Origin of the sequence: Sporocytophaga myxococcoides DSM 11118, assembly GCF_000426725.1 — a bacterium.
GTDB lineage: Bacteria > Bacteroidota > Bacteroidia > Cytophagales > Cytophagaceae > Sporocytophaga > Sporocytophaga myxococcoides.
On sequence record NZ_KE384560.1, the window covers coordinates 164,374 to 188,943 of the forward strand.

The window sequence follows — 24,570 nt, forward strand, 5'->3', positions numbered from 1 at the left end:
TTTTACAACTAAAAAATCCCATTTGAATTAACTTTAACCTATCTAATATGAAAAAAGTTATACTTTTTCTCCTGTTCCTGACTATAGCAATAACAGGTTCCATGGCGGGAACTGTATTTGTGGTAGATAATAATGGAGATGGTGACAATGGAGCCGGCTATACAGCTAGTGACAATACCAATACCTTGAGAAAGTGTATTCGTCTCGCCAATAATACAGGGAACGGAGGAACGCCTCATCAGATTGTATTTAGACTAACTGCCGGGACAGTAATTCAGGTAAACTCTGATCTGCCTACTATCAATAATAATGGTAATGCTGGTGGTTTGGTTATTGATGCAACTATTGCACCTATGACTGGTTTCAGTGGGACACCACTAATTGGGATTTTTAGAAACAATGGTCAAAATGGAAATGGTTTTAATATTGATGGAGCGAGCAATGTAACAGTTAGAGGTATTGCCATTCAAAATTTTAATGTTGGTATCAGGGTAAATAACTCAACAGGTTCAACTCTTGATAAAAACTTCATAGGAACTAACCTTGCCGGTACTTCAATCGCCGGAACTACAATAAAAACAAGTGGTATATTTCTTGATGCAAATGCGTCCAATACAAATATTACTAACAACGTAATATCAGGTTGTATGTCAGTGGGAGATGGAAATTTTTATGGTGCAATTAACATTAGACCAGGTTCTCACGGAGTTAAAATTACCTCAAACTTTATAGGTACGGATGCAACCGGTTCAAATTTACTTGGAAATGGAACCAATCAGCCATACAGACAACAAGGTATTTATATTGATGGTGCTTCAACTGTTGCAAATCCGATAGTAATCAGTGGTAACGTAATCTCGGGTAACATCGGTAATGGTATTTGGGCTACCAATACAGCAGGTCTGAAGATTGTAGGTAACCACATTGGTACAGACTTAGCAGGTACGAAAGCAATCGGTAATAAAGCAGCTGGTATCAGGGTTGACAGATCTAACAACGTAACGATTGGTGGATCTACAGTTGCAGATAGAAATATAATTTCCGGAAACGGAGGTGCAATTGATAGCAGACCTTGCGGACCTGATTATTGTGGTGAGTCATGTAATTTTAATGCTTGTCCTACTGGATATGATGCAACTCTGCAGACTGGGATTTACTTTTCAGAAGTTACATCTTCTAAAATATCAGGTAACTATGTAGGTACAAATGAAACAGGAGCATCTACCGGAACAGGTAATTCACTTGGAAACTTTTATGCAGGTATAAAACTGGAAACAAGTTCTTCCAATGTAACCATCGGAGGGAATACTGCTGCTGAAGGTAACGTGATCGGTGGCAATGGATTTGGTATTTATCCAAACAACGGAAAGGCATATAGAGGCCATGGTATTCAGCTTAATGGAGGATCTGTTAGCAACATCTTTGTTTATAACAACAGAGTGGGAGTTGGTCCAAACAATGAAGAAATTGGAAACCGTCAGGATGGTATATCACTTCTAGGTGCTCATGATTGTAAAATCGGAGACGCTGCTTCAATAGCGGATCCTGCCGGAAAAGGAAATATTGTAGGAAACAACTCATGGGGTATTTTCCTTCAGTCTGATTTCAGCAATAACGATAATAGTAACCAGGCTAGGAACAATTCAATTAAAGGGAATTACCTTGGAAATGATGGTACTGCATTATTAGGTAACGGTACAAGAGCATTAGATGATGAGGGTGCTGGTATTGGTATTCAGCATGGAAGTAATAATAACGTAGTTGAGCTTAACGTCATTTCAGGTAACAGGGATGGGATTACTTTCAGAGGGCAAGGTTTTGGAGCCGGAATCGCTAATAATTCAGAAACTACTTCTAATATAATCAGATCAAATTATATCGGTACTGATCAAACTGGCAAAACTGCCATGGCTAATAAAAACAATGGTATCCTTGTTACAGAAGGTGCACAATATATTACCATTGGTGGGACAGTCGCAGGACAGGGAAATATTATTGCAGGTAATACTGCAGATGGTATTCATATGGAAGATGGTGACAGGGTAAAAATATTCAATAATAAGATCGGTGTAGAAAAAGACGGACTGGCATTAGCAAACGGTGGAGATGGTATTGAGTTGAAGCAAAGCGCAGGTACGACAGGCGGAAGCTCCAATAATATAATTGGTGGTGTTAACGCTGGTGAGTCTAACACAATTGCAAACAATGCCGGAAACGGAGTGGTAGTTGATGGAACAACCTCAATCAATAACTCCATTCACCATAATTCTTTTTCTTGTAATGCGCTAAGAGGTATTGTTCTATCAAACGGTGGTAATAACAATTATGCTAAACCCACATTTTCAGGAACTCCTACAAACTTCACAGTTACAGGTCCGGCAAATTCTTACATTGAAATATATGAAATTGACGCCTGTCATAATTGCGGATTGGATCCTGATAAAGTGCAGGGTAAAACATTAGTAAAATCAGGGCTTTCGCCTCAGTCATTTGTACCAGCAACAGGTAAGACAAATAAAGATTATACAGCTATTGTTTCAGTAAATGGAACAACTGCAGCACATAACACTTCAGAATTTACTTCTTGTGTGGCTCTTTGCATAGAGCCAAAGCCAGATATCACAGGAAGCGCATATGCATTTTGCGATAATACTCAAAATGTAACATTCTCTACACCAAATGTTTCCGGAAATACTTATAGCTGGACTGTTACTGGTGGATTAACTATAGTCGGCTCATCTACCGGAAGTAGCGTTACAATTAATGTAGGGGCAACGGGAGGAACACTTTCCGTTAAAGAGCTAGCTGGGGCTTGTGAAGGTATCCATAGTAGAGTAATTACAGTTAACCAAAGACCTGAAACTCCTGGAATAGTTGGAAATATAAGCCCATGTGAAAATTCGACAGGAGTTAAATATAGTGTTCCTTTGACTGCTGGAACGACATATACCTGGACTGTTCCGACAGGAGTAACATTGGTTTCTGGCCAGGGCACTAATGAAATCACTGTTAATATTGGAGCAGCAGCAACCACTTCTGGGAAAATTACTGTTACTGCTAAAACCAGCAGTACAACTTGTGAGGATTTAACGCCAAGTGAAATTACTCTTGACGTGAAACCTCGCCCTGAAACTCCGGGAATCGTTGGAAATGCTACGCCATGTGAAAATACACCAGGTTTAAAGTATAATGTACCGGCTACAGCAGGTACTACTTACACTTGGACTGTGCCAGTCGGAGTAACGATTGTTTCTGGTCAAGGTACTAATGAAATCACAGTAAACATAGGAGCTGCTTCAGCGGCTTCAGGAGATATTACAGTTACTGCTAAAACTACCAGTACAACATGTGAAGATTTATCTCCAAGTAAAATTACACTTGACGTAAAACCAAGGCCAGAAACTCCAGGGATCGTTGGAAATGATGCTCCATGTGAAAATACACCAGGGTTCAAGTACAGTGTAACAGCAACAGCAGGAACAACATATACCTGGACTGTCCCTGGGGGCGTAACTATTGTTAGTGGTCAAGGTACTAATGAGATTACAGTAAATATAGGATCTGCAGCAACAGCTTCAGGAGAAATTACAGTAACTGCTAAAACTACCAGTACGACTTGTGAAGATTTGTCTCCAAGCAAAATTACACTTGATGTAAAACCACGTCCTGAGACTCCGGGAATTGTTGGAAATGCCGCACCTTGTGAAAATACTCCTGGATTAAAATATAGTGTTCCTTCAACGGCAGGTACAACTTATACCTGGGCTGTTCCAACTGGAGTAACAATTATCTCCGGTCAGGGGACAAATGAAATCACTGTAGATATAGGTTCTGCAGCAACAGCTTCGGGAGAAATTACAGTAACTGCTAAAACTACCAGCACGACTTGTGAAGATTTATCTCCAAGCAAACTTACACTTGATGTAAAACCAAGACCAGAAACTCCTGGTATAGTTGGAAATTCTACTCCTTGCGAAAATACTCCTGGTTTAAAATACAGTGTTCCTTCAACAGCAGGTACAACTTATACCTGGACTGTCCCAGCGGGTGTAACTATAGTATCCGGTCAGGGAACAAATGAAATAACAGTTAATGTAGGATCTGCATCGACAGCCTCAGGTGATATAACAGTTGCAGCGAAAACAACAAGTACTACATGTGAGGATTTGAGCCCAAGCAAGTTCACTCTTGATGTGAAACCAAGACCTGAAACGCCGGGTATCGTAGGAGAAGCTAACCCTTGTGAAAATAGTCCAGGTCTAAAGTATAGTGTTCCATTAACAGCAGGTACAACTTATACCTGGGTAGTACCAACTGGAGTAACAATTGTATCAGGTCAGGGGACAAACGAAATCACTGTTGATATTGGAACTTCTGCTACAGCTTCAGGAGATATCACAGTTTTTGCAACTACGACTTCAACAACTTGTGAGGATTTGTCTCCAAGCAAAATTACGCTTAATGTAAACCCAAGACCTGAAACCCCGGGAATCGTTGGAAATGATGCTCCTTGCGAAAATACACCTGGTTTAAAATATAGTGTTACTGCAACGGCTGGCTTAACTTACAACTGGACTGTCCCTGCAGGAGTAACAATTGTATCAGGTCAGGGCACCAACGAGATAACTGTTAATATTGGTCCGGAAGCAACAGCGTCTGGAGATATCACGGTTTATGCATCTACCGGATCTTCTGCAACAGCTTGCTCCGATCTTTCACCTAGCACTATAACACTTGATGTACAACCAAGACCAGAAACCCCAACAGTTAATGGTGATGATGAAGTTTGCGAAAATAGCAGTGGACATATTTACACTATACCTTCAGAGACAGGTGTAGAATATAAATGGACAGTCCCTGCAGGATTTACAATTACAGCAGGAGATAATACAAATAGCATCACTGTAAGTGTGGCAGAGGGAGCTTCGGATGGAATAATTAAAGTATATCTGGTAAATTCTACAACTAAGTGCGAGGATTTATCCCCAAGTGAATTTGCGGTAAAAGTAAATCCAAGACCAGTAACTCCTGGAATAACAGGAAGTGCTGAGGTCTGTGAAGATACTAAGGGACATATTTATTCAGTTCCTGCTGTAAGCGGAGTTGACTATAAGTGGTCTGTTCCTGCTGGATTTACAATTACCTCTGGAGATAATACAAATAGCATTACAGTAAGTGTTGCAGCTGGCACAACAGATGGCGTGATAAAAGCGTACTTGGTAAATCAGCAAAGTAATTGCGAAGATTTGACCCCAAGCGAAATTAGTATTAAGGTTAATACTCTTCCAGTTCTAACGTTGACTCCTGATGCTAATGAAATATGTGTAGGTTCGTCTACAGTATTAAAAACTGTTGTAACGGGAGGAAATGGTGCAGTTACTTATAATTGGACTGCAACTCCAGGACCGAATCCATCAGGAGAAAGCCCAACAGTGAGTCCTGCTGATACTACAATCTATACTTTAATAGTAACCGATACTAAAGGTTGTTCAGCTGATACACAATCTGTGCAAATTGATGTAAACGAAAATCCTGTTCTTGTAATCTCTACCACTGTTAATGACACTATTTGTAAAGGAACTTCGGCGGTTTTATCTACCAATATAACTAAAGGATATAAACCATATATATCTTTAGTTTGGACAGCAAATCCAGCACCTGTACCAAATCAGGATGATTTTAACCCTTCTGTTAGTCCGACAGTAACAACTGATTATACTGCTACAGTTACAGATTCTAAAAATTGTAAGGCAACAGATGCAATAAAGATTACTGTTATAGATGTTCCGGAAGGACCTCTCTCAGCGAATGTTGACAGATCAGTTATCTGTAATACTGATACCAGAAATATCGAACTATCGGCTACTGCAGGTACCGATCCTAAAATTAAACCAATCTGGTACAAAGAAGGGTGCGGATTGGATTCTGTGACTACTGGATACACGGTTTCCATGGCTCCTCCGGATACAACAACTACCTATTATATAGCATTGAAAAATGTCTGTGGAATATCTGAATGTAAATCTGTAAAAGTAAAAGTCAACAAAGATCCTAAAGATGATCTGATAGATGCAATTGTTTCAGATACTTCAATTTGTAGCGCATATGCTGGAGTGATTGAATTGAGTGTGGATACCATTTATAATCCTGATGCAGTTATAAACTGGTATATGAAGGATAAAAATCTTAACGATAGTTTGATCGGTCACGGAACACCTTATGCTTTACCTAAAAATCCAAAGGATACTACATATTATTATGTAAATCTGTTTGTTGAAGCATGTTTGCCTTCACCAACTGATTCAGTTCCTGTAAATGTAATTGATCCTAAAGTGGATGCCGGACCAAACAAAGCAGGTCAGTATATCTATTGTAAGAATAATGATAGAGCTTTAATTCTTGGAAGCGTTATACCTACCACTGGTGTGGATTGGAAATGGGTGCCAGAAAATCCGGCTGCTCCATTGTTGTTTGATACTACAAGGTTAGTTTCCCCGGTGAATACCAAAGCACCAGCTGAGAAACAAAAATGGTATCTGATTGCGGATAATGGAATATGTGAACCGGTTGTAGATTCAATGTATTTAACGGTTCATGACCTTCCGGTAGTAACACTTGATATTCCTCAGGATACACTTTGTTCCAAAGTAGAGTTTGATGCAGTTGCAACAGCTGTTAAAGGTGTACCTAATGCTTATGTATGGTTCACTCCAAACTCAAGTATTCCTGATACAAGTTATGTAATGGTAGATCATACTAGTCCATTAACGAAGAGATTTACTGCTGAAGTTGTTGGCAGAAACTACTTCCTCGTTACAGTTGTAGATACAAATAACTGCTGGGCTGAATTACCTGCAATAGATTCCGTAGAAATCTTTGATCATCAGGAGCTGGTTATTCCTAACCTGATGACGCCTAACCATGATGGTAAAAATGAAACATACATCATCAGAGACGTAAACAACTATGACATTCTTCCCGGAGCTAAACTTGAAGTTTACAACCGTTGGGGTGAGAGAGTTTACAAAAACTCAAGCTATGATAATAGCTGGGATGCCAAGAATGTCAATGATGGTATGTATTACTTCTACCTGAAGACCGGTTGCGCTAAAGATGAATACAAAGGCTGGCTGCATATTATAAGTAATAATAACAGACATGAGTAATTAAAAATATTATCAAAAAGAAAGAGGCCGGTCAGAATTGATCGGCCTCTTTCTTTTGATCTCTAAGGAGGGCGGAAGGTTGCAATAAAAAATATTCAAGAGGTTTGTCTACTTTTTATTTTTCGTGATGCAGAGGTTAAAAATTTCTTTAGACTATAGGCAATACTCATCGTTATACAGGCCGGGCAAACACCAAACCGGAAGAACAAAAGCAACACCTTTTTATACCAATGTAGTTTAGCCGGGATATATGGACAACTTGTACCAGTGTCTTCATATTCTTTAATTCCCCAAATGTTAAATGACTTTTCCATCTTTTGTACTCATTAGTGTCCGAAGAAATAATAAATACACATAGCAGTTAGTCCGACCGAAATAATGCAAAGCAGGATTTTAGTTGATTTATTCATAAAGTTTTTCTAATTAATACCAGAACATTCAGTCTATCACCCAAAGTAATAAAATAAAAAAGGGATATTAAATCCCTTCTTCTATAGCCTTTTGTTTTTTCAATTGCTGAATGCATTTGTACTGCTGGTTGGCACCAGTATGTTTATTTTTCCATCCCATTTTCTTTATTAGATTATCCATGGGTTCTTTATAGAAGAAAATAGCAATTAAGATCTTCTGACAATTTTCTGTGATTCTTTTCAGCCATTCTGAAAGTTTCTGGTCTAAGCTTTTTTCAGATGCTTCATGTGGCAACTCCACATCATTTTGCCAGGATTCTATATTGTTAGAAGAGATTACTTTTTTATCTCTAAGCTGTTTCAACCAAAGGTTTTTTGCGATAGCAAACAAATAGGTCTTTAATCCAGATGTCAAAATAAAGTTTGGTTGCCTTATTTTCTGCAAAAGAACAAGCACAGCTTCCTGAAAGATATCTTCAGCATCTGCTTCGTTTCCTTTATTACGTTTTATAAAAGATAAGATAGTCGGGAAATAATACTTATATAGTCTTTCATAAGCTTCACTATCTTCCGACTTTAATTCCTCGACGATATTATTGTCCGTAACAATTCCCATTATCTGAATATAATTGGTGATTTAATTAATACCTAAAAACTTAAAAAATCACCCATAGATTTATAAATTATAAATGACCCCAAAGATTTGTTTCTCACTCCTTTTGTTTACTTTTTTGACTTTCAGTGTATATATTACATCGTTGATAATTGAGGGATTATCATCTAGCCAGGAATTTCCTGGCCTCCAAATAATAATAGCAACACTTACATTAAAATTTGAATGATTTTAAGCCCCAAACTGAGGCTCTTTAATCATGCGGCCGTTTTCCATCTTTCTAAAATCGATGGTTTATGGCTTATAATTTTATTTATACCATAACCTTAATTTTAATTAGAACCCATTATTTACGCATTATGAAAAAACAGTTCTACTTTACATTGGCCATTTTAATGTCTGTCTCGGTCCTAAAATCCTTGGCACAGGCTCCTACACTTGAACTAGATAAAGTTCTTTTGTCTTCTAATGAAATGGCACAACCCTGGGGCATGTGTTTTATTTCTCCAAATGAATTACTGTTTACAGAGAAAAGCGGAAAACTATTCCGATATGTAGTTTCCTCTGATACAAAGACACAGATCAGCGGAGTTCCTGCTGTCTCAACCTCCGGCCAGGGTGGACTACTAGACGTAGCTATTCATCCTGATTTCTCCACCAATAAGTACGTTTATCTTTCGTATTCAATTTCTGGATCTGGTGGCTCCACACTTGCAATAGGCAGAGCCGTATTAAATAACAACCAGCTAACGGGCTTTACTGAAATATTCAGAGCCCTGCCTTTTAAAAGCGGTACAAATCACTATGGCAGCCGCTTAGCTTTTGATAAAGATAACCACCTTATTCTTACCTCAAGTGAAAGGCAGGAACAGGATAATGCTCAGTTACTGGAAAATCATTTGGGGAAAATCATACGTCTGAATGACGATGGGTCCGTTCCAAGTGACAATCCATATGTAGGAGTAAGTGGAGCAAAGCCTGAAATTTATAGTTATGGACACAGAAATATGCAAGGGTTGGTTATTCACCCGGAAACAAATAAAATTTATGCTCATGAACATGGGCCTATGGGTGGAGATGAGCTCAATTTAATTGAAGCTGGTAACAACTATGGCTGGCCAAAAATAACTTTTGGTAAGAATTATGACGGAAGCACGATTACCAAGGATACTGCAAAAGAAGGAATGAAACAACCTATCAGGTATTGGGTTCCTTCTATTGCCCCTTGCGGTTTAGCTATTGTAAATGTACAGAACCAGCAAGCCAATGAGGTGAATTTTATTTTAGGAGCTCTTGCAGGAAAACAAATTCAATGGGTGAAAATAAAGGATGATAAGCATGTGGCCACTTATTCATTCATGCAGAATTACGCGAGATTCAGAGATGTTGAAGTCTCACCTGATGGGAAGATTTATGCTTTGACAGAAAGCCCGAACAGTCTTATTCTTTTAAGGACCAATCAGGTGGTAACAGGGCTGTTTGAAAGTTCTCCAAACAGCGGCAACATAAGTTTATATCCGAACCCCGTTACTGATATTTTTACGATTGATGCGGCTGATTTTACAGGAAAAAATGAAGTAGCAATTTGTAATAATCAGGGCAAAGTGCTTCGCACATTGCTTGTGACAGATAATTCATTCGATTCCGGGAAAATGAAAATAGATATTAGCGATCTACCTTCTGGTATGTATCTGATCATTCTTAAATCAAAAGAAAGCAGCAAGACAATAAAGTGCCGCAAGTTATAATAAATGCAATTCTGAATTAAGAAAGGTGTTTTGATCGTGATGTTATTCTAAGTCAGGAGACTTTTAATATTAAAAAGCCAGTTAGTAATGACTGGCTTTTTAAATAGTATAGAGCAGTTGGGCAACTGAATTAATTATATATTATAAGCAAATGCTCTTCTTCAAAATTTATGACCGATCGGTATATTGATGCCTGCTGCATAAGTATATTGAAGGGAAAGAAAGTTATGTTTTACTCTTCCGTTATAGATTTTTCCCCATGTATAGAAAGCCTCTGCAGCCTGTAATCCCGTATCAAGGAAGAAGTATTTAAATAAATCAACTCTTAGAGATCCTGTTACTCCTACAACTATGCCTGATAGTTTAAAAGGACCGTCATTATGATAGCCGAGAACTCTTGAATCCGTTTTTGGAATCAGTACACCACCTCCTGGTTTTACAAGCCCTCCAAAGCGAATATTCTTATTTTTTGACTCATATATAACCATCCTTTTCACTAAAGATATCATTAGATAGTTGTTCCCATTCGTATGCTCGAATTTAACAAAGTCAGGGCTAATCAATGTATCCTTATCAATTTTCTGTCCATAGATTTCACCTTTTACATGCCTGACCTCATTGTCGTGCATTACATACTTCAAGTGGTTCCAGCTTCCTTCAATACCCCATCCTTTCTTTTCGTTGAACATGAAACCTATATTCAAATTGTATTGAGGAACGGTTGGAGGAGTGCGAAAGAAATTATCCATATCCGGCTGGTCGTGGGCCCGTGCTTTTTCTACTTTAAAATCATAATTACCATTAGGATTACTTCCTGCAAAGTGCAAGGTAGAGCGTGAATACATATCTCTGTTATATCCCCACATCAGGTAAAATGAGCTACCATTCTTTCCGGAAGAGGAAGTGTTATCTTGGGCATTGGCAATGAACACGAAAGATGAGAAAGAGAGGAGGAATAAAAAGCTGCGTAAGCTTTTTCTTAATAATGACTTCAAAGGAACCAACAAATTAATGATCAATCTGAAAACTTGCTGTAAAGTTAAGGCAGGAGGATATTAATAAGCGGACCTTTGTATTTCGATTTCTTACATGCTTTGGTAACACATAAGTTTTAGATGGTTATTTACTTATTTGGTAATGTATGCCTAAAAGGATAGAAATGGTGCGGTTTCTCAAAGGTGTTGATTGACTGTTACTTTGTATGTTTGTTAACCCATAAGTATATCTTGTGTCAAATATGAAGTTGGCCCTATCTCCGATCCTGTATTGAAATCCCGCCCCACAAATCAGACCAATATCATTTTTTTTGTAATCACTTGATTTTATTTGAGTCCCGGAAAAGCTTTCAAAATCGCCATTAGGCAGGTCTTTAGTATATCGCATTGATTCTGAAGCTTCCAATCTAAAAGCTGTAGATACACCTCCAAAAAATTTAGGTCTGAAGGATTGATCTTTTTTTCTTAAGTATATTTCAATTAGTAAAGGAATTTCAAGGTATACAAGATTTAAATATGAATTCCAGTTTAGGTTGGAAGAGTCTGTACTTATTTGTCCTGTTCTTCTCGCTCCTTTTGAAGATATGAGGAAATCAGCATTAAATCCTACATTATGGAACTTTTCCCATGTGACCGAAAGTCCTGCAATTGTGCCTGGTCTTGTCTTCCCATCAGACAATCCTTTAAGCCGACAAAGATTTAATCCAGCTTTAGGGCCAATGTACAAAGATTGTGAAGCTGCTTCGTGAATACTTATGAATAGCAAAGCATGCAGAAAAAAAGTAAGACCTTTCATAAAAGTGAATTATAATATTTTAACCTCTTTACTCCACTAATGTTAGGGTTCTGGCGATAAATCCCAATAATGATTGGACAGGCCTATGTAAATATAATGGAGAAACAGAGGTTTGCCAAAATAACCGGGTGCTGGTTTTAATATAATTTAATTGATAGTCTGCAATCCGTATTCCAATGATCATTCAAATTGCTGGTCTGAAGTGGAGGGGGAACTAGTGTTTGTGAAGATTCAGAACAAATATTTAATGCTCAGCGTATTAGGAATGGTAAATTTTTAATCAGAATTTTAAGGGTATTTCGGCGTATATTTTAGGGGGATATGCGTGAAGATTTATAATATATCACATTACTTCTGAAAAATTTATAATTAAATAATCTGTGTTGCCTTTTAAATAATTGGCACACAATGAAATTGTATTAAATTTAAACTTTAAACTATAAACCTTTTTTTTAATATGAATAGACTAAAACTTTTACTAGCACTTTTACTAACAATTCAATTTGCATCTTTTGGACAAGTTAATTTATCAAAAGATTTTAAAGTAACTGTCAGCGAGCCTTTTCAGGTAATTGATGGTGCAAGTAAGGAGTATTTTTCCGATGGAAAGGGCAATGCAATTTCTGTAAAAACAGACGCAGAGAAGGTATTCATTCAGCGTTTTAATGCTTCTACAATGAAAGAAGTAAGTAGAAAAACATACGAAGATTTTCCTCCTTATAATAAAGTTCAAAGGGTAATGAAGGTTGGTGATAAATTATACTACATCTTTAGCTCATTTAACAAGAAAGCCAAGGTAGAAGACCTTTATGTAAGAGAAATAAATATGGCTGACGGAACTTTCCTTAGTCCTAAATTACTTTTTTCTACCAGCTCAGAAGTAACTGTCAGCTCATATGTAGATGGAATGCCAGGTATGTTTGGTGCTGGAGCAATAAGATTTGAAGTATTAACTTCATTCGATAACTCCAAAATAATGCTTCGTTACAGAACAAAGCCGGAAACCAAAAAAGATTCAAAAAGCTTTGATATCATCGGTTTTTATGTGTTCGATGCAGCGTTTAACAAGCAATGGGGCGGTGAAGCTAAAATGCCTTACACTGAGAAGCAAATGAATAACCTTGCTTATGCTGTAAGTAAAGATGGTAAAGCATTTATGCTTGCTGCAATAAATGAGACAAAGGAGTTTCAATTGCTTACAATCAATAAAGACCTTTCTGTTACTCCTCACAAAATAGATATTGATGGTAAGTTGTTCTTCCAGGAATTTAAACTTCGCGAAGCTGCTGATGGAAATATTACATGTACAGGTTTTTATGCAAATGGAATGGATGTAACGGTAAACTGGACAGGAGCAGGGGCATTAAGCTTTAATACAAATGGTATTCTTCACTTCAAAATGGATCAGAATGGAAAGATTCTTGAAAAACACGATTATGAATTTCCAATTGAGTTGATCAATCAATTCGAGTCTGGAAGAGCACAGGCTAAAAATGCTAAAAGAGAAGGTGAAGGTAAAGCAGGTATCAATGATGTAAAAATGACCAACCTTGTGCAGGCTGAAGATGGAAGTACTGTCATTGTTGGAGAGCAGCAATATATCAGAAATGAGTTTGTAGGTACGAGACAAACTACAGTTTATTATTATGCTGATGTTATTGTAACCAAAATTGATGCTAAAGGAAAACTGCTTTGGATGAAGAAATTACCTAAAACCCAAGTGGGAACACTTGGTAAAGGTGGAATGGGTATACGTTTCATCAAGTCTAAAGATGCTGAATATGTACTATTCCTGGATAACATTAAGAATGCAGACATAGGAAAAGATGAAGCTCCTGCTAAGCATCAAGATGGAAGAGGAGGATTCCTGACTGCATTTAAAATTAATGATGCAACAGGTAACTATGAAAGACATCCTCTTTTCAATATTGAAAATATCAATGGAGTTGAGGCATTTCAGTTTAAAACGCCAAGGATATTTGATTCAGCAGATAAAACCTTCCTTTTGGAAATTTACCTGAAAGGAAAGCAGGACGGAATGGTTAAAATGGAATTGCTGAAATAATTATTCTTTAAAACTAAAAGAAAAGGGCAGCTCTGAATCAGGACTGCCCTTTTACTTTTTGTCCTGATATCTATTCGAAATATCAAGGAAAAGTCATTATTAAGCATTCTTTTATAACCAAGAAAAGAGTACAAGAGCGAAGAATGTTAGCTATAATGCCTGGCAGAGTAGGGATTGGAATGAGACACTTTATAAAGCTATCATAATAAAAAAGTGCCGGAAGACGATTGGCTTCAGGCACTTTTAATTAAAAGAAGTCTCTTGGATAGATTTTATATTAACTCACCCCCAAAAGCTTCTTTAAGAATTTCCTTATAGATTTCTTCTTTTTAGATGGATTTACAAAGTCACTTTCAATAAACTCATTGTGTTTAGGCACACATAGGATATATCCTTCATCATTGTATAGTCGGACAATTTTATGGGTATTACCAAGAAGTTTATATACAAAATCAATATTCCTGTTTTTAGGGCGGGCTATGTTGCCTGGCATATTACCATGATCAAAGTTTCCGTCTTCATAGATTCTTAAGTCATCAATCAGGAATACATCATTAGCAATCTGTTTTTTTACAGCAAGAATCTGCTCTATTTCTTTTTCCAAAGGATATTTTACTTCCTCTATTTTCTCATCATTGTATCCTAATATTCCTCCGTCAGCACCAGGGAAATGAGCATCTAGCCAGTAAAATGTTGGTAGATCAGTGTTCGTTAAAAGTTGTGGTACAAGATCAAAACTATTACCTTTTACAATTTTTACATTGGCATTGGCCTTGAATCTTTCTCTACATAAATTGTAAAATTCATCCATGATTTCTGTAGAAATGATTTCCTGAAAGCCTGCATCTACGGCTACCTGAATGCCATCACCTTTAAAAGAACCCGTTTCAAAAAATGATTTTAATTTAAATTGATTAACAAACTTGTCAAGTTTAAACCTTGCTAATGTACCCATTTAATCTTTGGTTATAGAATTTGTGAAAAATATCAATTTAAATTTATTACTATTTAAGCGAAAAAAAAATTTTCCCCCTTAAAGTCAGGTCATTATTAAGGTATGTAAAACTCATCTTAACACTTTGTCGTATTTTTTTGCATATTTAGGGTGGTATGAAATATACATTTTTACTTATATCCGCATTACTTGTTTATATTCAGGTTAATGGACAGGATGAGACACATATAGTTTCCTCATCAGGAAATGCTTCTAGTTCAGAAAAGTATTCTCTGACATTCACATTAGGTGAGCCGGTAGCAAGAACCTATCAATCTGAAAGTTACAAACTTTCTTTAGGCTTTATTGGCAAGGATCTGACTGATGTAGATTTGGTCAATTCTGTTTTCCCACCTAGAGAAGATAAGTCAGCCTTGAACTCAGTAATTTTTCCCAATCCTGTTGCAGACAAATTCCAAATCAAAGGAGATGAAAATGCCAGTTACGAGGTGAATATATTCAATATGCAGGGTAATCTTATCAGTAATATAAATTATGTAAGACCAAACAATGATATTAATTACCCAAGGGTTGTAGAGGGATGCTATTATATTGAAATTATCAATAAAGAAACTTTGGAAAGAACATTCGAAAAGATTATTAAAATATAACAATGAAGAAAATTTTTACAATAGCAATCCTTTTGATGCTTCAATTGGCTTGCTTTGCTCAGAGTGGATTTTATTATCAGGGAGTTGCTAAGATGAAGAGCGGTGCTCCGATTGCGGGTCAAACTATTTCAATTTACATTTCTATTTTGAGTACTTCTCCTGATGAGTTGTTTTATAAAGAAAGTCATTCTGTTAAAACCGATGATGATGGACGATTCTCACTGGTAGTGGGAGAAGGGGCGCCTTTACAAGGGACTTTTAATGAGATTAATTGGAGAAGCAAGGAAATATGGATACAGACTGAAATGGACGCTGGACAAGGGCTGGAGGATATGGGTAAGTCAAGGATTCTGCCTGTTCCTATTGCTACTTATGCTTTAAAAGCGGCCTATGATTATCGAATCTATACTGCAACTCCTGATTTTCCAAGCAATCTTTTTGCACTTAAGCAAGGCGAAACAAGGGGGAATCTGAAACTTGGGGTTAACTCCTACATGTATGATCATGAAGCCGTTCAATTAACGGTTGAAAATCCAATTCAAGGTTTGACCATTCAGCCAATGAGTTTTACAGTAAATGCTCAGGAATCAAGCACCCAGATTCAGGAAGTGAAAGTGAGTGCAAATGCGGGACTAGCTGCGGGTATCTATAATATTCCAATAAAAGGGCGATCTACTTCTGGTAAAGTTGTCTCCTCTACTTTTCCAATAAAAGTATTGCAAGCTTCTCTAAGCAGTTACCTGGTGGGAAGATATAATGTCGCAGATGTAATTGTAGGTAAGACAGATACTATTTTTCATGAAGAAAATATTGAAGCGGCTGGCATTGATTCAATAAGATTTACGAGCAATATTAAGCATGAAGATCATTATTTACTATACAATCGCGTAGCTGAAGTTAACAATTCTGGTTTGGGCGTGGCACTCGATATCAAGTTTCCGATAGCCTACACTGATGTGATGGTATATACTTCTGGAGCCCAGCAGGTGAGCAATTTAGATGAGTTTATGATTCCTTATACAGTTTATTTTTCTATGAAAAATATAAATGAGTATCGACAAGCAATTTTTAAAAGAATAAAGTAAGTTGAAGCACTAAGAATCAATGTAATTTTTTTATGTCAACTTTAAGAGACGAAGCTAAGAAGAGTAAAATCAATAAATCGGACAGACCAGTCCTGATATATATTGCCATTGGAGTTGCTACATTATTTGCAATAGCACTAAGATGGTTCGATGAGGATTTATCTTTAAATATATTATCTGAAGTCATCGGTGCTGCATTTACGATTTTTGTAATCGATGTGCTATTGGTAAAATCCAAGACTAAAAGATGGCTAATTGTGCAGGAGCATATCGATTATCTTATCGGAAGAACGATCAACAGAGTCAGAGATGGTGTAGCAACAAGAGTGTTTGGGTTCAAAGCTGAATTTAACCACAGAATGACAGAAGAAGAAGTTGTCTTGCAGTTAAGAAAGCAAAGAGAAAAGTTTTTAAACGAATTGGAGGTTCTTTCCGCAGAGAAGCTTTCTGAAAGGATAGATCTTACTTTTTTTAACAAAGATAGCTATGACTATTTTGACGAGAAGGCTGAAGATATCTGGATGTTGATTAACATGAAATATGCAGAATACCTGGCTCCGGAACTTGTATCCTTACTTATTGACCTTCATACAAATCTCGTTGATGTCAGTGCCCATATTCGCACGTATGATAAGGCTGAGAGATTCCCAGGTGAAAAAGATCATTATCACAATGTGGCGTTACAAGCAACTGCGAGAAATTTAAAAGAGATTATTCGTATTGTGATCAAGCTGAAAGAAGAAGGTTATTCGGATGCTGCAAGAATAATAGGAACAAGAGAAGAAGAAATCTGATTTTAAATTTACCTTAAAATAAAAGGCCCTGCATTGAGTTATAAATGCAGGACTTTTATTATTAAACCGTTTGTAATGTGGCCTTATTTTTTGATTTAAGTTTATCTTTCTTCTGTTTTTTATTTCTTCCCCACCATATATAAAAGCCTGTAAGAGGAAGACTTGCGCATATCAGACTAATGCAGAAAACAAGGATTTTCCCTGGTAGGCCCAAGATAGCACCAACATGGATGTCATAGTTCATTCGTCTTAGCTTATTTCCAAAACCTGAATTTTCATACTTGATATTATAGGGACCTTCTCCATCAGGAAGGGGCTTTCCTGTATACTGATCGAAATAGCTGTTGTCGGCTTTGTAATATGTACCTCGGGCTGGGTTGACATTAATACTTATAGGGTCTTTATGATCTCCAGGCATATTTACAGAAAGTGAATGACCTGGATTTGCTTTTACAGCCTTTGACCATAATAGGTCTATCATCTGTCCTTCGTTGCTTGCTGATGGAGTTATGGTTGTATCTGATAATGGCCTGTTATATGCAGGTAAAGATTTTCCTCCCGAGGTAGCCCAATAAACTGATTTCGAAAACCACTGGAAGCCCCACACCAGGCCTGTAAGAGCGAGTATTAAGGCAAATGCCATCGCATAAAACCCAAGTATATTATGCAAATCATAATTTTTTCTTTTCCATTTGGTCGTTTCTTTCCATTTGAAAGAAAAGCGTTGTTTGGCTGCACTGCTATTCTTGGGCCACCATAAAATAAGACCACTGATAAGCATTATAGCAAATATAAGAGTTGCTGAAGCAATCACCGGCTGTCCGATAGATTCTGGTAGCCACAAATAGAAGTGACCATGAAGAACGATATGAAAAAAATCCTTATCCATATCAGAGACTTTTAAGACTTTCCCTGTATATGGGTTTAAATATACTTTCCAGTAAAAGTCTTCACCAAACGCATAAGCAGCTGCCGAATATGGCGCGCCTTTATATTCAATGCTGTTGACCTTATTACCTGGTGTATGTTTTGATGCAATCTTTTTTAATTGAGAAGGAGGGAGTATCTTTCCTGAGATTGGTTTTGTAAACTGATATGGCTCAGTGAGTTCTTTAATTTCAGTTTCAAAAGCCAGTATACATCCTGTAATACTGATTATAAAAACAATAAGCCCGGACGCAAGCCCAAGCCACAAGTGAAGTTTGCCTGTCAATTGTTTGAAGGTCATAAATATAGAGTTATGAATATGACCCCGTTTCCGGGGCCATTATTATATTATTCATCTTTTAATTTAAAGATAGCAGGTATTTCGATGCCTTTAACAACAGCACCTTTGGTTCCGGTTGCAGTCGTTGGGTCAATTTCATAAATAGCACATCCATTACTTCCTCCGGCGTTGATAGAAGTATACATCTTTCCATTTTCTACAAGAGCTCTGGAAGCGTACTGTCCGCCATGCATTGGTACACCGCTGATCTCGGAAATAGACTGACTTTCAAGATCTATTATTATAATTTTGCAAACAGGATTGTCAGACTGAAGAGCAGCCCATTGCCAATCTTCGCTTTGTTGCTCATCAACAATTACACGGGCCACAATTTTACCATTGCCAACATAAGTTCCGGAAAGAATTTTATAATGCCCGCCACTGGCAGCCTGCACATCAAAGAAGTAATCCTTATCAAAAGATGAAGCGCCTTTTTTGATTCTCAAAATACCTGAACTTTTGGTTACCTGTGTATAACCAGCGCCAAATGAGTTAGGAGAAAATGTATAGATATCTCCATCTTCAGTCATGATCATGCTTTCAGGTCCTGCATAAAACCCGATAGGGCCTGTGCGGGTATCTTTAATCGTTTGAATATAGTCAAGTCCCGGATAGGTAAATACAGAAACGTAAGCTGTATCGGTTGATGGAGTTAACCATGATTTACCACCAACCGGATAAAAGCTTACGTACATTTTTCCATCTCTTACAAGGATCCCTGTAGGCCATTTGTTAAGTGTGTCCGAAGGGCTGCTTAGATAAATCGGACTGGTCTTTTTGGTCATCAATCCTACAGTGTTAACATCTATCAGTTGGATTTCAGTATTAAGTGTACCTCCGCCCCATGGAGCACCGATTGCTATAAGAGTATTGTCATCTCCTTTGCCCATGCAGTCCATACGATTAAACATCATGCTGCCTTTTTCCTTCAATTCTCCATTTACTTTATGGTATCCTATACATTTGTTGCTGGCGTTTCCATAACTAAAGCTGAAAGCAGTATTACCTACAGTTGCGTAGTAGCACCACCCCAGTTGTTCTATCCCTCTGCCTTCGGCACTTATTTCTCCGTTCAAAAGGTTCCCTTGAAGCAAGGCATAATCACTGGTACCTTCTTTCCCCTGAGTTCTCAGAGATACAAAGTAATCACCACTCATTACATCAACTTCTTCTTTTTCTTTGCAAGAAAATAGCATAGAAGTTACAATGCAGGCAAGACCTACTTTGGAGAGTAATCGTTTTTTCATTGATAAAATTTATTTTAAAAGGTTAATTGTGTAATTGCATTCTGAATTTTACATAAAAGGCTCTGCCGGGCTTTTGCAGCTTGAAGTTGTCGTAAACTCTCACATCTCCTATGTTATTGCATTCAAGACTTATATTATATCGTTCGTTTTTAAAAGAATATGTAACTCCGATGTTTTGTGTGAACTGACCTGGAATGTCAAATTTCCCTCTTCTGCCACCTTGCTTCGGCCAGAAAAGCCAAAATTTGTTGACATAGTTGATTCCGAGGTTTAAAGAGATATTATCTTTCTTTGAAAAAATATCGCTAAAGCGAACACCTATATCCGAATTGCCGAATAGATAGGGGAAATTTGGAATCCGGTCATTTCGGTTAAAGTTTATTGCCCCATCTTCAAAATACTTGTATGTAGAACGAAGATCCTGGTATGTTCCATTGGCTGTTATATAAAAGAGTGATTTGTACATGTATCTGAATCCGCCTTCAATACCCTTAATGGTAACCTCCCCTTCATTCATATAGGTAACAGTGGGGCCACCTGAGGCATTGGGTCTGATAAAGTCAAATGCTTTTCTATAGATGACTCCTGATTCAAAATCAATATGGTGATTGCCTCTTTTGAAATTGGTTATAAAGCCCAGATTAATGTTGTTACTTCTTTCCGGTTGTATAGTCATGTTAGCTTTATAGGTTATTCCGTTCCCCATTAGCTCTAATTCATCAGGAAGGCGATAGGCATGTTCGAAAGAAGCTTTGATCTGTAAAGTGGAAGTTAGAAAATAAGATGCCGCCACTCCATACCCCGGATAGCTTTTGGATTTTGATACAGGCACTTTGTTGTCATCATATCCCGATGCATCCGTTGTGCTTACTTTTTGCTGAAAGTATTTTCCGAATATTGTTCCGGTAAAACGGTTGTTCAGGCTTTTATAATTGTATGCAGCACCAAGTACATGTTTTCTTAATATGTTCGGATCTTCAAAAGCTATTGCAAATCTGGCTATAGGGTCTGAGCCTTTCCTTCTGAACCGATTGAAGGTATGTGTAAGTCCAACAGAACTTCTTTCAGAAATCTTATAGCTCAGGTTGGTTGTTGTTAGGAAATTTTGATCTGTAAACTTAAATAAGGTTTTTTCATCTATTTCTCCCGAAATAGTATTCATAGCTGAATTAATTATTTGACCTTCCCAGTTATACTTTCTCGACGAGGTATCAACATTCAGAGAATTGGTAGAATTGAATGAACCATAAAAGCTAAGAGATAGTCCTTGAATGAAAAGATTATCTTTTTTGTATTTAAGTGTTGGCATTAATGATGTACTCTTAGTAAAGGCTTCTCCCACCACGTTTTGCATGTTCATGCCAGTCTGAATTTCTTTGTTATTGCCGGAAGCAATAATTCCGAAAAGTAATTTGTCAGCAAATTTTTTGTTAACGATTCCAGCTTCCAACTGCAGCGTTCCTGACTTGTATCTATCATGAAATCTTTTGTATGACTTTTCAGGGCCATATTTCATAGTAATTGGATCAGCAGATTCTACATAAGTTTTATAGCTATTATCTGAATAATTGTAAAATGCATTTACATTTACCATAAACCCACTGCTATCCGCAAAGCGGCTATTTAAAGAAGCACGGTGAGTGTTAAAAGATCCATAGCTGTATGACAGATCAGCAAAGCTTTTGACCTTTTGATTGGTTACAACATTAATCGCTCCTCCAAGGGCATCACTTCCTAACCAGATAGGTACAACTCCTTTATAAACCTCTATTCTTTCTGCAAGATTCGCAGGGATATTATTCAGTGTGAGCGATGATCCGAAGTTGTCCATTGGAACTCCGTCCAGGAAAAATTTAACCTGTTTACCACTGAAACCATTCAAAGTAAAGTTAAAATTAGAGCCCATTCCGGCTTCCTCACGTACCTTAATTCCTGATGTTCTGTTTAGTATCTGATTAAGATCTGTAGTAGTGTTAGCATATGTTTTTAGATCAACAACATTAACATTATATGATGATTCTTTTATTTCCTGAGCTTTGGATTTACCTATTATCTGTACCTCCTTCAGGTGTTTATCAGATTCTATAAGTTTGATTTGAGCTACATCCGTTATTTCACCAGCTTTTACCTGCACTTTAATTAATATTGGTTCATGATCCAGCATTTGGACCTCCAGTGTATATGCTCCTTCAGGATGTTCAAGTTTAAAAGTCCCATCAGCTTCAGTCAATGTCGATTTTCCGGTTTCTTTTATAGCAGCCAATGTAAATGCCGCTGGTTTTCCATTTGAATCTACAACTGCTCCCTTGATGGTACCAGAAGTTGATTGTCCATAAAAAAGGAGAGGGGTAAAAATGAAACTGAGGGTGAGTAAAATTTTGGAAAATGACATTGTTTAATCGGTACTTAATTTCTTTATGGTTTTGATTCGAATTTTGACGTTGTGGGATTGAGCTGACTCACTTATATCTTTTGTGGGTGTTTTTTTCTTACCATTTCACATTGTTTACTAATTTTAATTAGACTAAATCTAAACAGCGCAAAAATAAATAAATTATTTAGAATGGTTCCAAATTATGTGAAAAAATATTTTTTGATTTTTACCCCTGTTTAATCTACTGTTAATCAGTATGTTATTGGATTTTGGTACTTATTAAACTGATAAAGGTGGTTTTTTTGTTTAAAGAATAAATGGAAACGGGAATTAAAATGGGGCACATGGGACCAATGTTTTTTACTGAAGAGCAAGAACTTCGGAATTGGTTTGAAAAAAATTACCAAAAGAAGAAGGAGCTTTTAATCGGTTATTACAAAGAGGATTCTGAAAAAAAAGGCATCACCTTGTCCCAATCTGTGGATCAGGCTCTCTGCTTTGGATGGATAGAGGGAGTACGCAAATCGCTTGATAAAGAAGGGTATATTATCAGATTCACACCAAGAAAACCCAAAAGCGTGTGGAGTCCTTTGCATATAAAGAAAGTAGAAGAACTTTTGGAAAAAGGATTAATGAAGTTTGAGGGTATTGAGGTTTTTAATAACAGACAAGGATGTGATTCGGGTGTATTTCCCTTTGAAAAGGTAGAAGCAAAACTGGATGATTTTTTAGTAGAAAAATTTAAGGCGCATAGTAAAGCCTGGAATTTTTTTAATGCAACAGCTCCTTCCTATAAACGCACAGTACTCAACTGGATCATGAGCGCAGATCAAAGAAGTACAAGAGAAGAAAGGTTGGAAGCTTTGATAAGAGAAAGCGAAGCTGAAAAGAAACTAAGCTGAGTTTGGGTACTTTTCTATTTGGATTAAATATTTATATTGCCAGAATAAATGTTTAACCAATAACGAGAACCTATGAAATTTGGCCAGGTAGAGAATCCCGAAGAGATCGATTTTAAGTTACCACCAGACCATAAAGACACAGGAAAGATGCTTTCGGAGAATAAGAAGGACAAGCCTTTCAAAGTGTATGTCGGCTGTGCAAAATGGAATAAAACAGACCTAAAGAATTTTTACCCTAAAGGAACAAAAGACGAACTGACATATTATTCATCACAATTCAATAGCATAGAGTTGAATGCTACTTTTTATAATGCACCTTCCAAAGAGCAAGTCTTAACATGGAAAGAAAAGACTCCTTCGGACTTCAGATTTTTTCCTAAACTCACTAATAGTATTAGTCATTTTAAAAGACTAATAGATGTACAACCTGTTGTAGAAGAGTTTTGTGATGCTGTATCCGAATTTGACAAGAAACTCGGAATGGTGTTTTTGCAGATGCATGATAATTTTGGGCCTAAAAATTTTGATAGGGTTGAGACATTTATCAACGATTTTCCAAAGGCAATTCCGCTTGCTATAGAACTCAGGAATAAAGCCTGGTTCGAAGATGTTAAAGAGGCAGAGCGTTTATATAAGTTGATGGAAGCTAAGAAAAAGACAAACATTATTGTAGATACTGCCGGAAGAAGAGATATGCTACACATGAGACTTACAACTCCGAAGGCATTTATTAGATACGTCGGAGCCAATCATGAAAGTGATTATGCTCGCCTTGATGACTGGTTGAAGAGAATCAAGAAATGGAGAGAAGAAGGACTACAAGAATTGTATTTTTTTGTCCATCAAAATGTGGAGAAAGAGTCACCGCTTCTTTCAGCTTATTTTATTAAGAAATTAAACAAAGCTTTTGATCTTGATATCCAGATTCCGAAGACGTTGGATAGTAAGTAGAACCTTTATTTAAGAAGAGCGCAGGGTTTTACCCTGCGTTATCAAAAAGCCGTCTCTTCCAGGGACTGGTTTCTGGAAGACGTAATATTTTCTTAAAGCCCCCGGAGGGGTGGTATTTTGTCAGCATAGGGTGTAAGCCCTATACAAACTGATGACGTATTTTTTGATTTGAAATATATGAGATAATTTTTTCTTTCTCGGAAGGATTTACAGAAAAGGCTCCATATCCATCCTGCCAATAAAAATTTTGGAGGGATGAGTCTTTGGTTTTGATCCATTTTGAAGATTTGGATTTAACATATTCAACGAGTTTCATCAATGGGATTTTTTGAGAGAGCATACATAAAATATGGACATGCTCCTCTGCACCTGCTATGGCGATGGTTGGGCATTCAAGATCCTTACATTTAGCACATAAGTATCCATGAATTTCTTTCTGAAAAAGAGGCTGAATAAATGGAGTTCTGTATTTTGTGATAAATATTAGATGGATGTAATTTTTTACCAATGATTGTCCCATAGCTGTTTTATTTTAAGTAGCTGGATTTGAAG

At 37.1% G+C, this 24,570-nt stretch carries 16 protein-coding genes; 8 read left to right on the forward strand and 8 right to left on the reverse strand.

All coding sequences use genetic code 11. From position 1 onward, the window contains the following. Positions 1 to 47 precede the first annotated feature (47 nt). Positions 48 to 7,166: a T9SS type B sorting domain-containing protein gene (locus K350_RS0119015; protein ID WP_028981248.1), complete on the forward strand. Its 7,119-nt coding sequence runs from the start codon at positions 48 to 50 to the stop codon at positions 7,164 to 7,166. A gap of 477 nt (positions 7,167 to 7,643) precedes the next feature. Here the strand turns inward: K350_RS0119015 and K350_RS0119025 are convergent, their stop codons facing one another. After that, a complete protein-coding gene (locus K350_RS0119025) occupies positions 7,644 to 8,192 on the reverse strand; it encodes an RNA polymerase sigma factor (protein ID WP_037576426.1) in 549 nt (182 codons plus the stop codon). 356 nt (positions 8,193 to 8,548) lie between these two features. Between K350_RS0119025 and K350_RS29545 the strand changes: the two genes are divergently transcribed. Beyond that, positions 8,549 to 9,937 carry a PQQ-dependent sugar dehydrogenase gene (locus K350_RS29545; protein ID WP_051313353.1) on the forward strand — a complete coding sequence of 463 codons (1,389 nt, stop codon included), beginning with the start codon at positions 8,549 to 8,551 and terminating at the stop codon, positions 9,935 to 9,937. A gap of 161 nt (positions 9,938 to 10,098) precedes the next feature. Here K350_RS29545 and K350_RS0119035 read toward each other — a convergent pair whose 3' ends face one another. Beyond that, positions 10,099 to 10,932, reverse strand: coding sequence for a hypothetical protein (locus K350_RS0119035; protein WP_245598678.1), 834 nt, complete (start codon positions 10,930 to 10,932; stop codon positions 10,099 to 10,101). A 124-nt stretch (positions 10,933 to 11,056) separates the two neighbouring features. After that, positions 11,057 to 11,728, reverse strand: a complete 672-nt coding sequence (locus tag K350_RS0119045; protein ID WP_028981252.1) for a porin family protein — start codon at positions 11,726 to 11,728, stop codon at positions 11,057 to 11,059. Positions 11,729 to 12,185: 457 nt separating this feature from the next. Between K350_RS0119045 and K350_RS0119050 the strand changes: the two genes are divergently transcribed. After that, positions 12,186 to 13,793 (forward strand): hypothetical protein, encoded by a 1,608-nt coding sequence (locus K350_RS0119050; RefSeq protein ID WP_028981253.1) that lies wholly within the window; start codon positions 12,186 to 12,188, stop codon positions 13,791 to 13,793. Between the two features lie 277 nt (positions 13,794 to 14,070). On the opposite strand, the gene K350_RS31485 is transcribed toward K350_RS0119050, so the two are convergent. Continuing rightward, a complete protein-coding gene (locus K350_RS31485; RefSeq protein ID WP_051313355.1) occupies positions 14,071 to 14,748 on the reverse strand; it encodes a hypothetical protein in 678 nt (225 codons plus the stop codon). Between the two features lie 155 nt (positions 14,749 to 14,903). Here K350_RS31485 and K350_RS0119060 point away from each other — a divergent pair, with 155 nt between their 5' ends. The 3 genes from K350_RS0119060 to K350_RS0119070 are packed head-to-tail and all read left to right on the forward strand — an operon-like array spanning position 14,904 to position 17,277. Next, the gene (locus K350_RS0119060; protein ID WP_028981254.1) at positions 14,904 to 15,398 is read left to right on the forward strand and encodes a T9SS type A sorting domain-containing protein; all 495 of its coding nucleotides are present in this window, start codon (positions 14,904 to 14,906) and stop codon (positions 15,396 to 15,398) included. Positions 15,399 to 15,400: 2 nt separating this feature from the next. Next, positions 15,401 to 16,483, forward strand: a complete 1,083-nt coding sequence (locus K350_RS0119065; RefSeq protein WP_037576429.1) for a hypothetical protein — start codon at positions 15,401 to 15,403, stop codon at positions 16,481 to 16,483. A 32-nt stretch (positions 16,484 to 16,515) separates the two neighbouring features. Next, entirely contained in the window at positions 16,516 to 17,277 is a 762-nt protein-coding gene (locus tag K350_RS0119070; protein ID WP_028981256.1) for a hypothetical protein, read from the forward strand. A 61-nt stretch (positions 17,278 to 17,338) separates the two neighbouring features. Here K350_RS0119070 and K350_RS0119075 read toward each other — a convergent pair whose 3' ends face one another. Genes K350_RS0119075 through K350_RS0119085 form a run of 3 tightly spaced genes read right to left on the reverse strand, consistent with a single transcriptional unit; the run spans position 17,339 to position 22,183 of the window. Next, the gene (locus K350_RS0119075; protein WP_028981257.1) at positions 17,339 to 18,505 is read right to left on the reverse strand and encodes a PepSY-associated TM helix domain-containing protein; all 1,167 of its coding nucleotides are present in this window, start codon (positions 18,503 to 18,505) and stop codon (positions 17,339 to 17,341) included. Positions 18,506 to 18,552: 47 nt separating this feature from the next. Further along, a complete protein-coding gene (locus tag K350_RS0119080; protein ID WP_028981258.1) occupies positions 18,553 to 19,791 on the reverse strand; it encodes a DUF4374 domain-containing protein in 1,239 nt (412 codons plus the stop codon). Between the two features lie 22 nt (positions 19,792 to 19,813). Further along, complete coding sequence (locus K350_RS0119085; RefSeq protein WP_028981259.1) at positions 19,814 to 22,183, reverse strand: TonB-dependent receptor; 2,370 nt, start codon at positions 22,181 to 22,183, stop codon at positions 19,814 to 19,816. 299 nt (positions 22,184 to 22,482) lie between these two features. On the opposite strand from K350_RS0119085, the gene K350_RS0119090 reads away from it, so the two are divergent. Together K350_RS0119090 and K350_RS0119095 are read left to right on the forward strand one after the other, a co-directional pair. Next, positions 22,483 to 23,067, forward strand: a complete 585-nt coding sequence (locus tag K350_RS0119090; protein WP_211236765.1) for a YdeI/OmpD-associated family protein — start codon at positions 22,483 to 22,485, stop codon at positions 23,065 to 23,067. A 72-nt stretch (positions 23,068 to 23,139) separates the two neighbouring features. Next, a complete protein-coding gene (locus tag K350_RS0119095; RefSeq protein WP_028981261.1) occupies positions 23,140 to 24,018 on the forward strand; it encodes a DUF72 domain-containing protein in 879 nt (292 codons plus the stop codon). 139 nt (positions 24,019 to 24,157) lie between these two features. On the opposite strand, the gene tnpA is transcribed toward K350_RS0119095, so the two are convergent. Then, positions 24,158 to 24,538: an IS200/IS605 family transposase gene (gene tnpA, locus K350_RS29555; protein ID WP_051313357.1), complete on the reverse strand. Its 381-nt coding sequence runs from the start codon at positions 24,536 to 24,538 to the stop codon at positions 24,158 to 24,160. Between the last annotated feature and the right edge of the window lie 32 nt (positions 24,539 to 24,570).

Bases quoted from the DNA above. Each gene is read 5' to 3' on its own strand.
- K350_RS0119015 (WP_028981248.1), top strand. From the start codon at position 48: ATGAAAAAAGTTATACTTTTTCTCCTGTTCCTGACTATAGCAATAACA.
- K350_RS0119025 (WP_037576426.1), bottom strand. From the start codon at position 8,192: ATGGGAATTGTTACGGACAATAATATCGTCGAGGAATTAAAGTCGGAA.
- K350_RS29545 (WP_051313353.1), top strand. From the start codon at position 8,549: ATGAAAAAACAGTTCTACTTTACATTGGCCATTTTAATGTCTGTCTCG.
- K350_RS0119045 (WP_028981252.1), bottom strand. From the start codon at position 11,728: ATGAAAGGTCTTACTTTTTTTCTGCATGCTTTGCTATTCATAAGTATT.
- K350_RS0119050 (WP_028981253.1), top strand. From the start codon at position 12,186: ATGAATAGACTAAAACTTTTACTAGCACTTTTACTAACAATTCAATTT.
- K350_RS31485 (WP_051313355.1), bottom strand. From the start codon at position 14,748: ATGGGTACATTAGCAAGGTTTAAACTTGACAAGTTTGTTAATCAATTT.
- K350_RS0119060 (WP_028981254.1), top strand. From the start codon at position 14,904: ATGAAATATACATTTTTACTTATATCCGCATTACTTGTTTATATTCAG.
- K350_RS0119065 (WP_037576429.1), top strand. From the start codon at position 15,401: ATGAAGAAAATTTTTACAATAGCAATCCTTTTGATGCTTCAATTGGCT.
- K350_RS0119070 (WP_028981256.1), top strand. From the start codon at position 16,516: ATGTCAACTTTAAGAGACGAAGCTAAGAAGAGTAAAATCAATAAATCG.
- K350_RS0119075 (WP_028981257.1), bottom strand. From the start codon at position 18,505: ATGACCTTCAAACAATTGACAGGCAAACTTCACTTGTGGCTTGGGCTT.
- K350_RS0119080 (WP_028981258.1), bottom strand. From the start codon at position 19,791: ATGAAAAAACGATTACTCTCCAAAGTAGGTCTTGCCTGCATTGTAACT.
- K350_RS0119085 (WP_028981259.1), bottom strand. From the start codon at position 22,183: ATGTCATTTTCCAAAATTTTACTCACCCTCAGTTTCATTTTTACCCCT.
- K350_RS0119090 (WP_211236765.1), top strand. From the start codon at position 22,483: ATGGAAACGGGAATTAAAATGGGGCACATGGGACCAATGTTTTTTACT.
- K350_RS0119095 (WP_028981261.1), top strand. From the start codon at position 23,140: ATGAAATTTGGCCAGGTAGAGAATCCCGAAGAGATCGATTTTAAGTTA.
- tnpA (WP_051313357.1), bottom strand. From the start codon at position 24,538: ATGGGACAATCATTGGTAAAAAATTACATCCATCTAATATTTATCACA.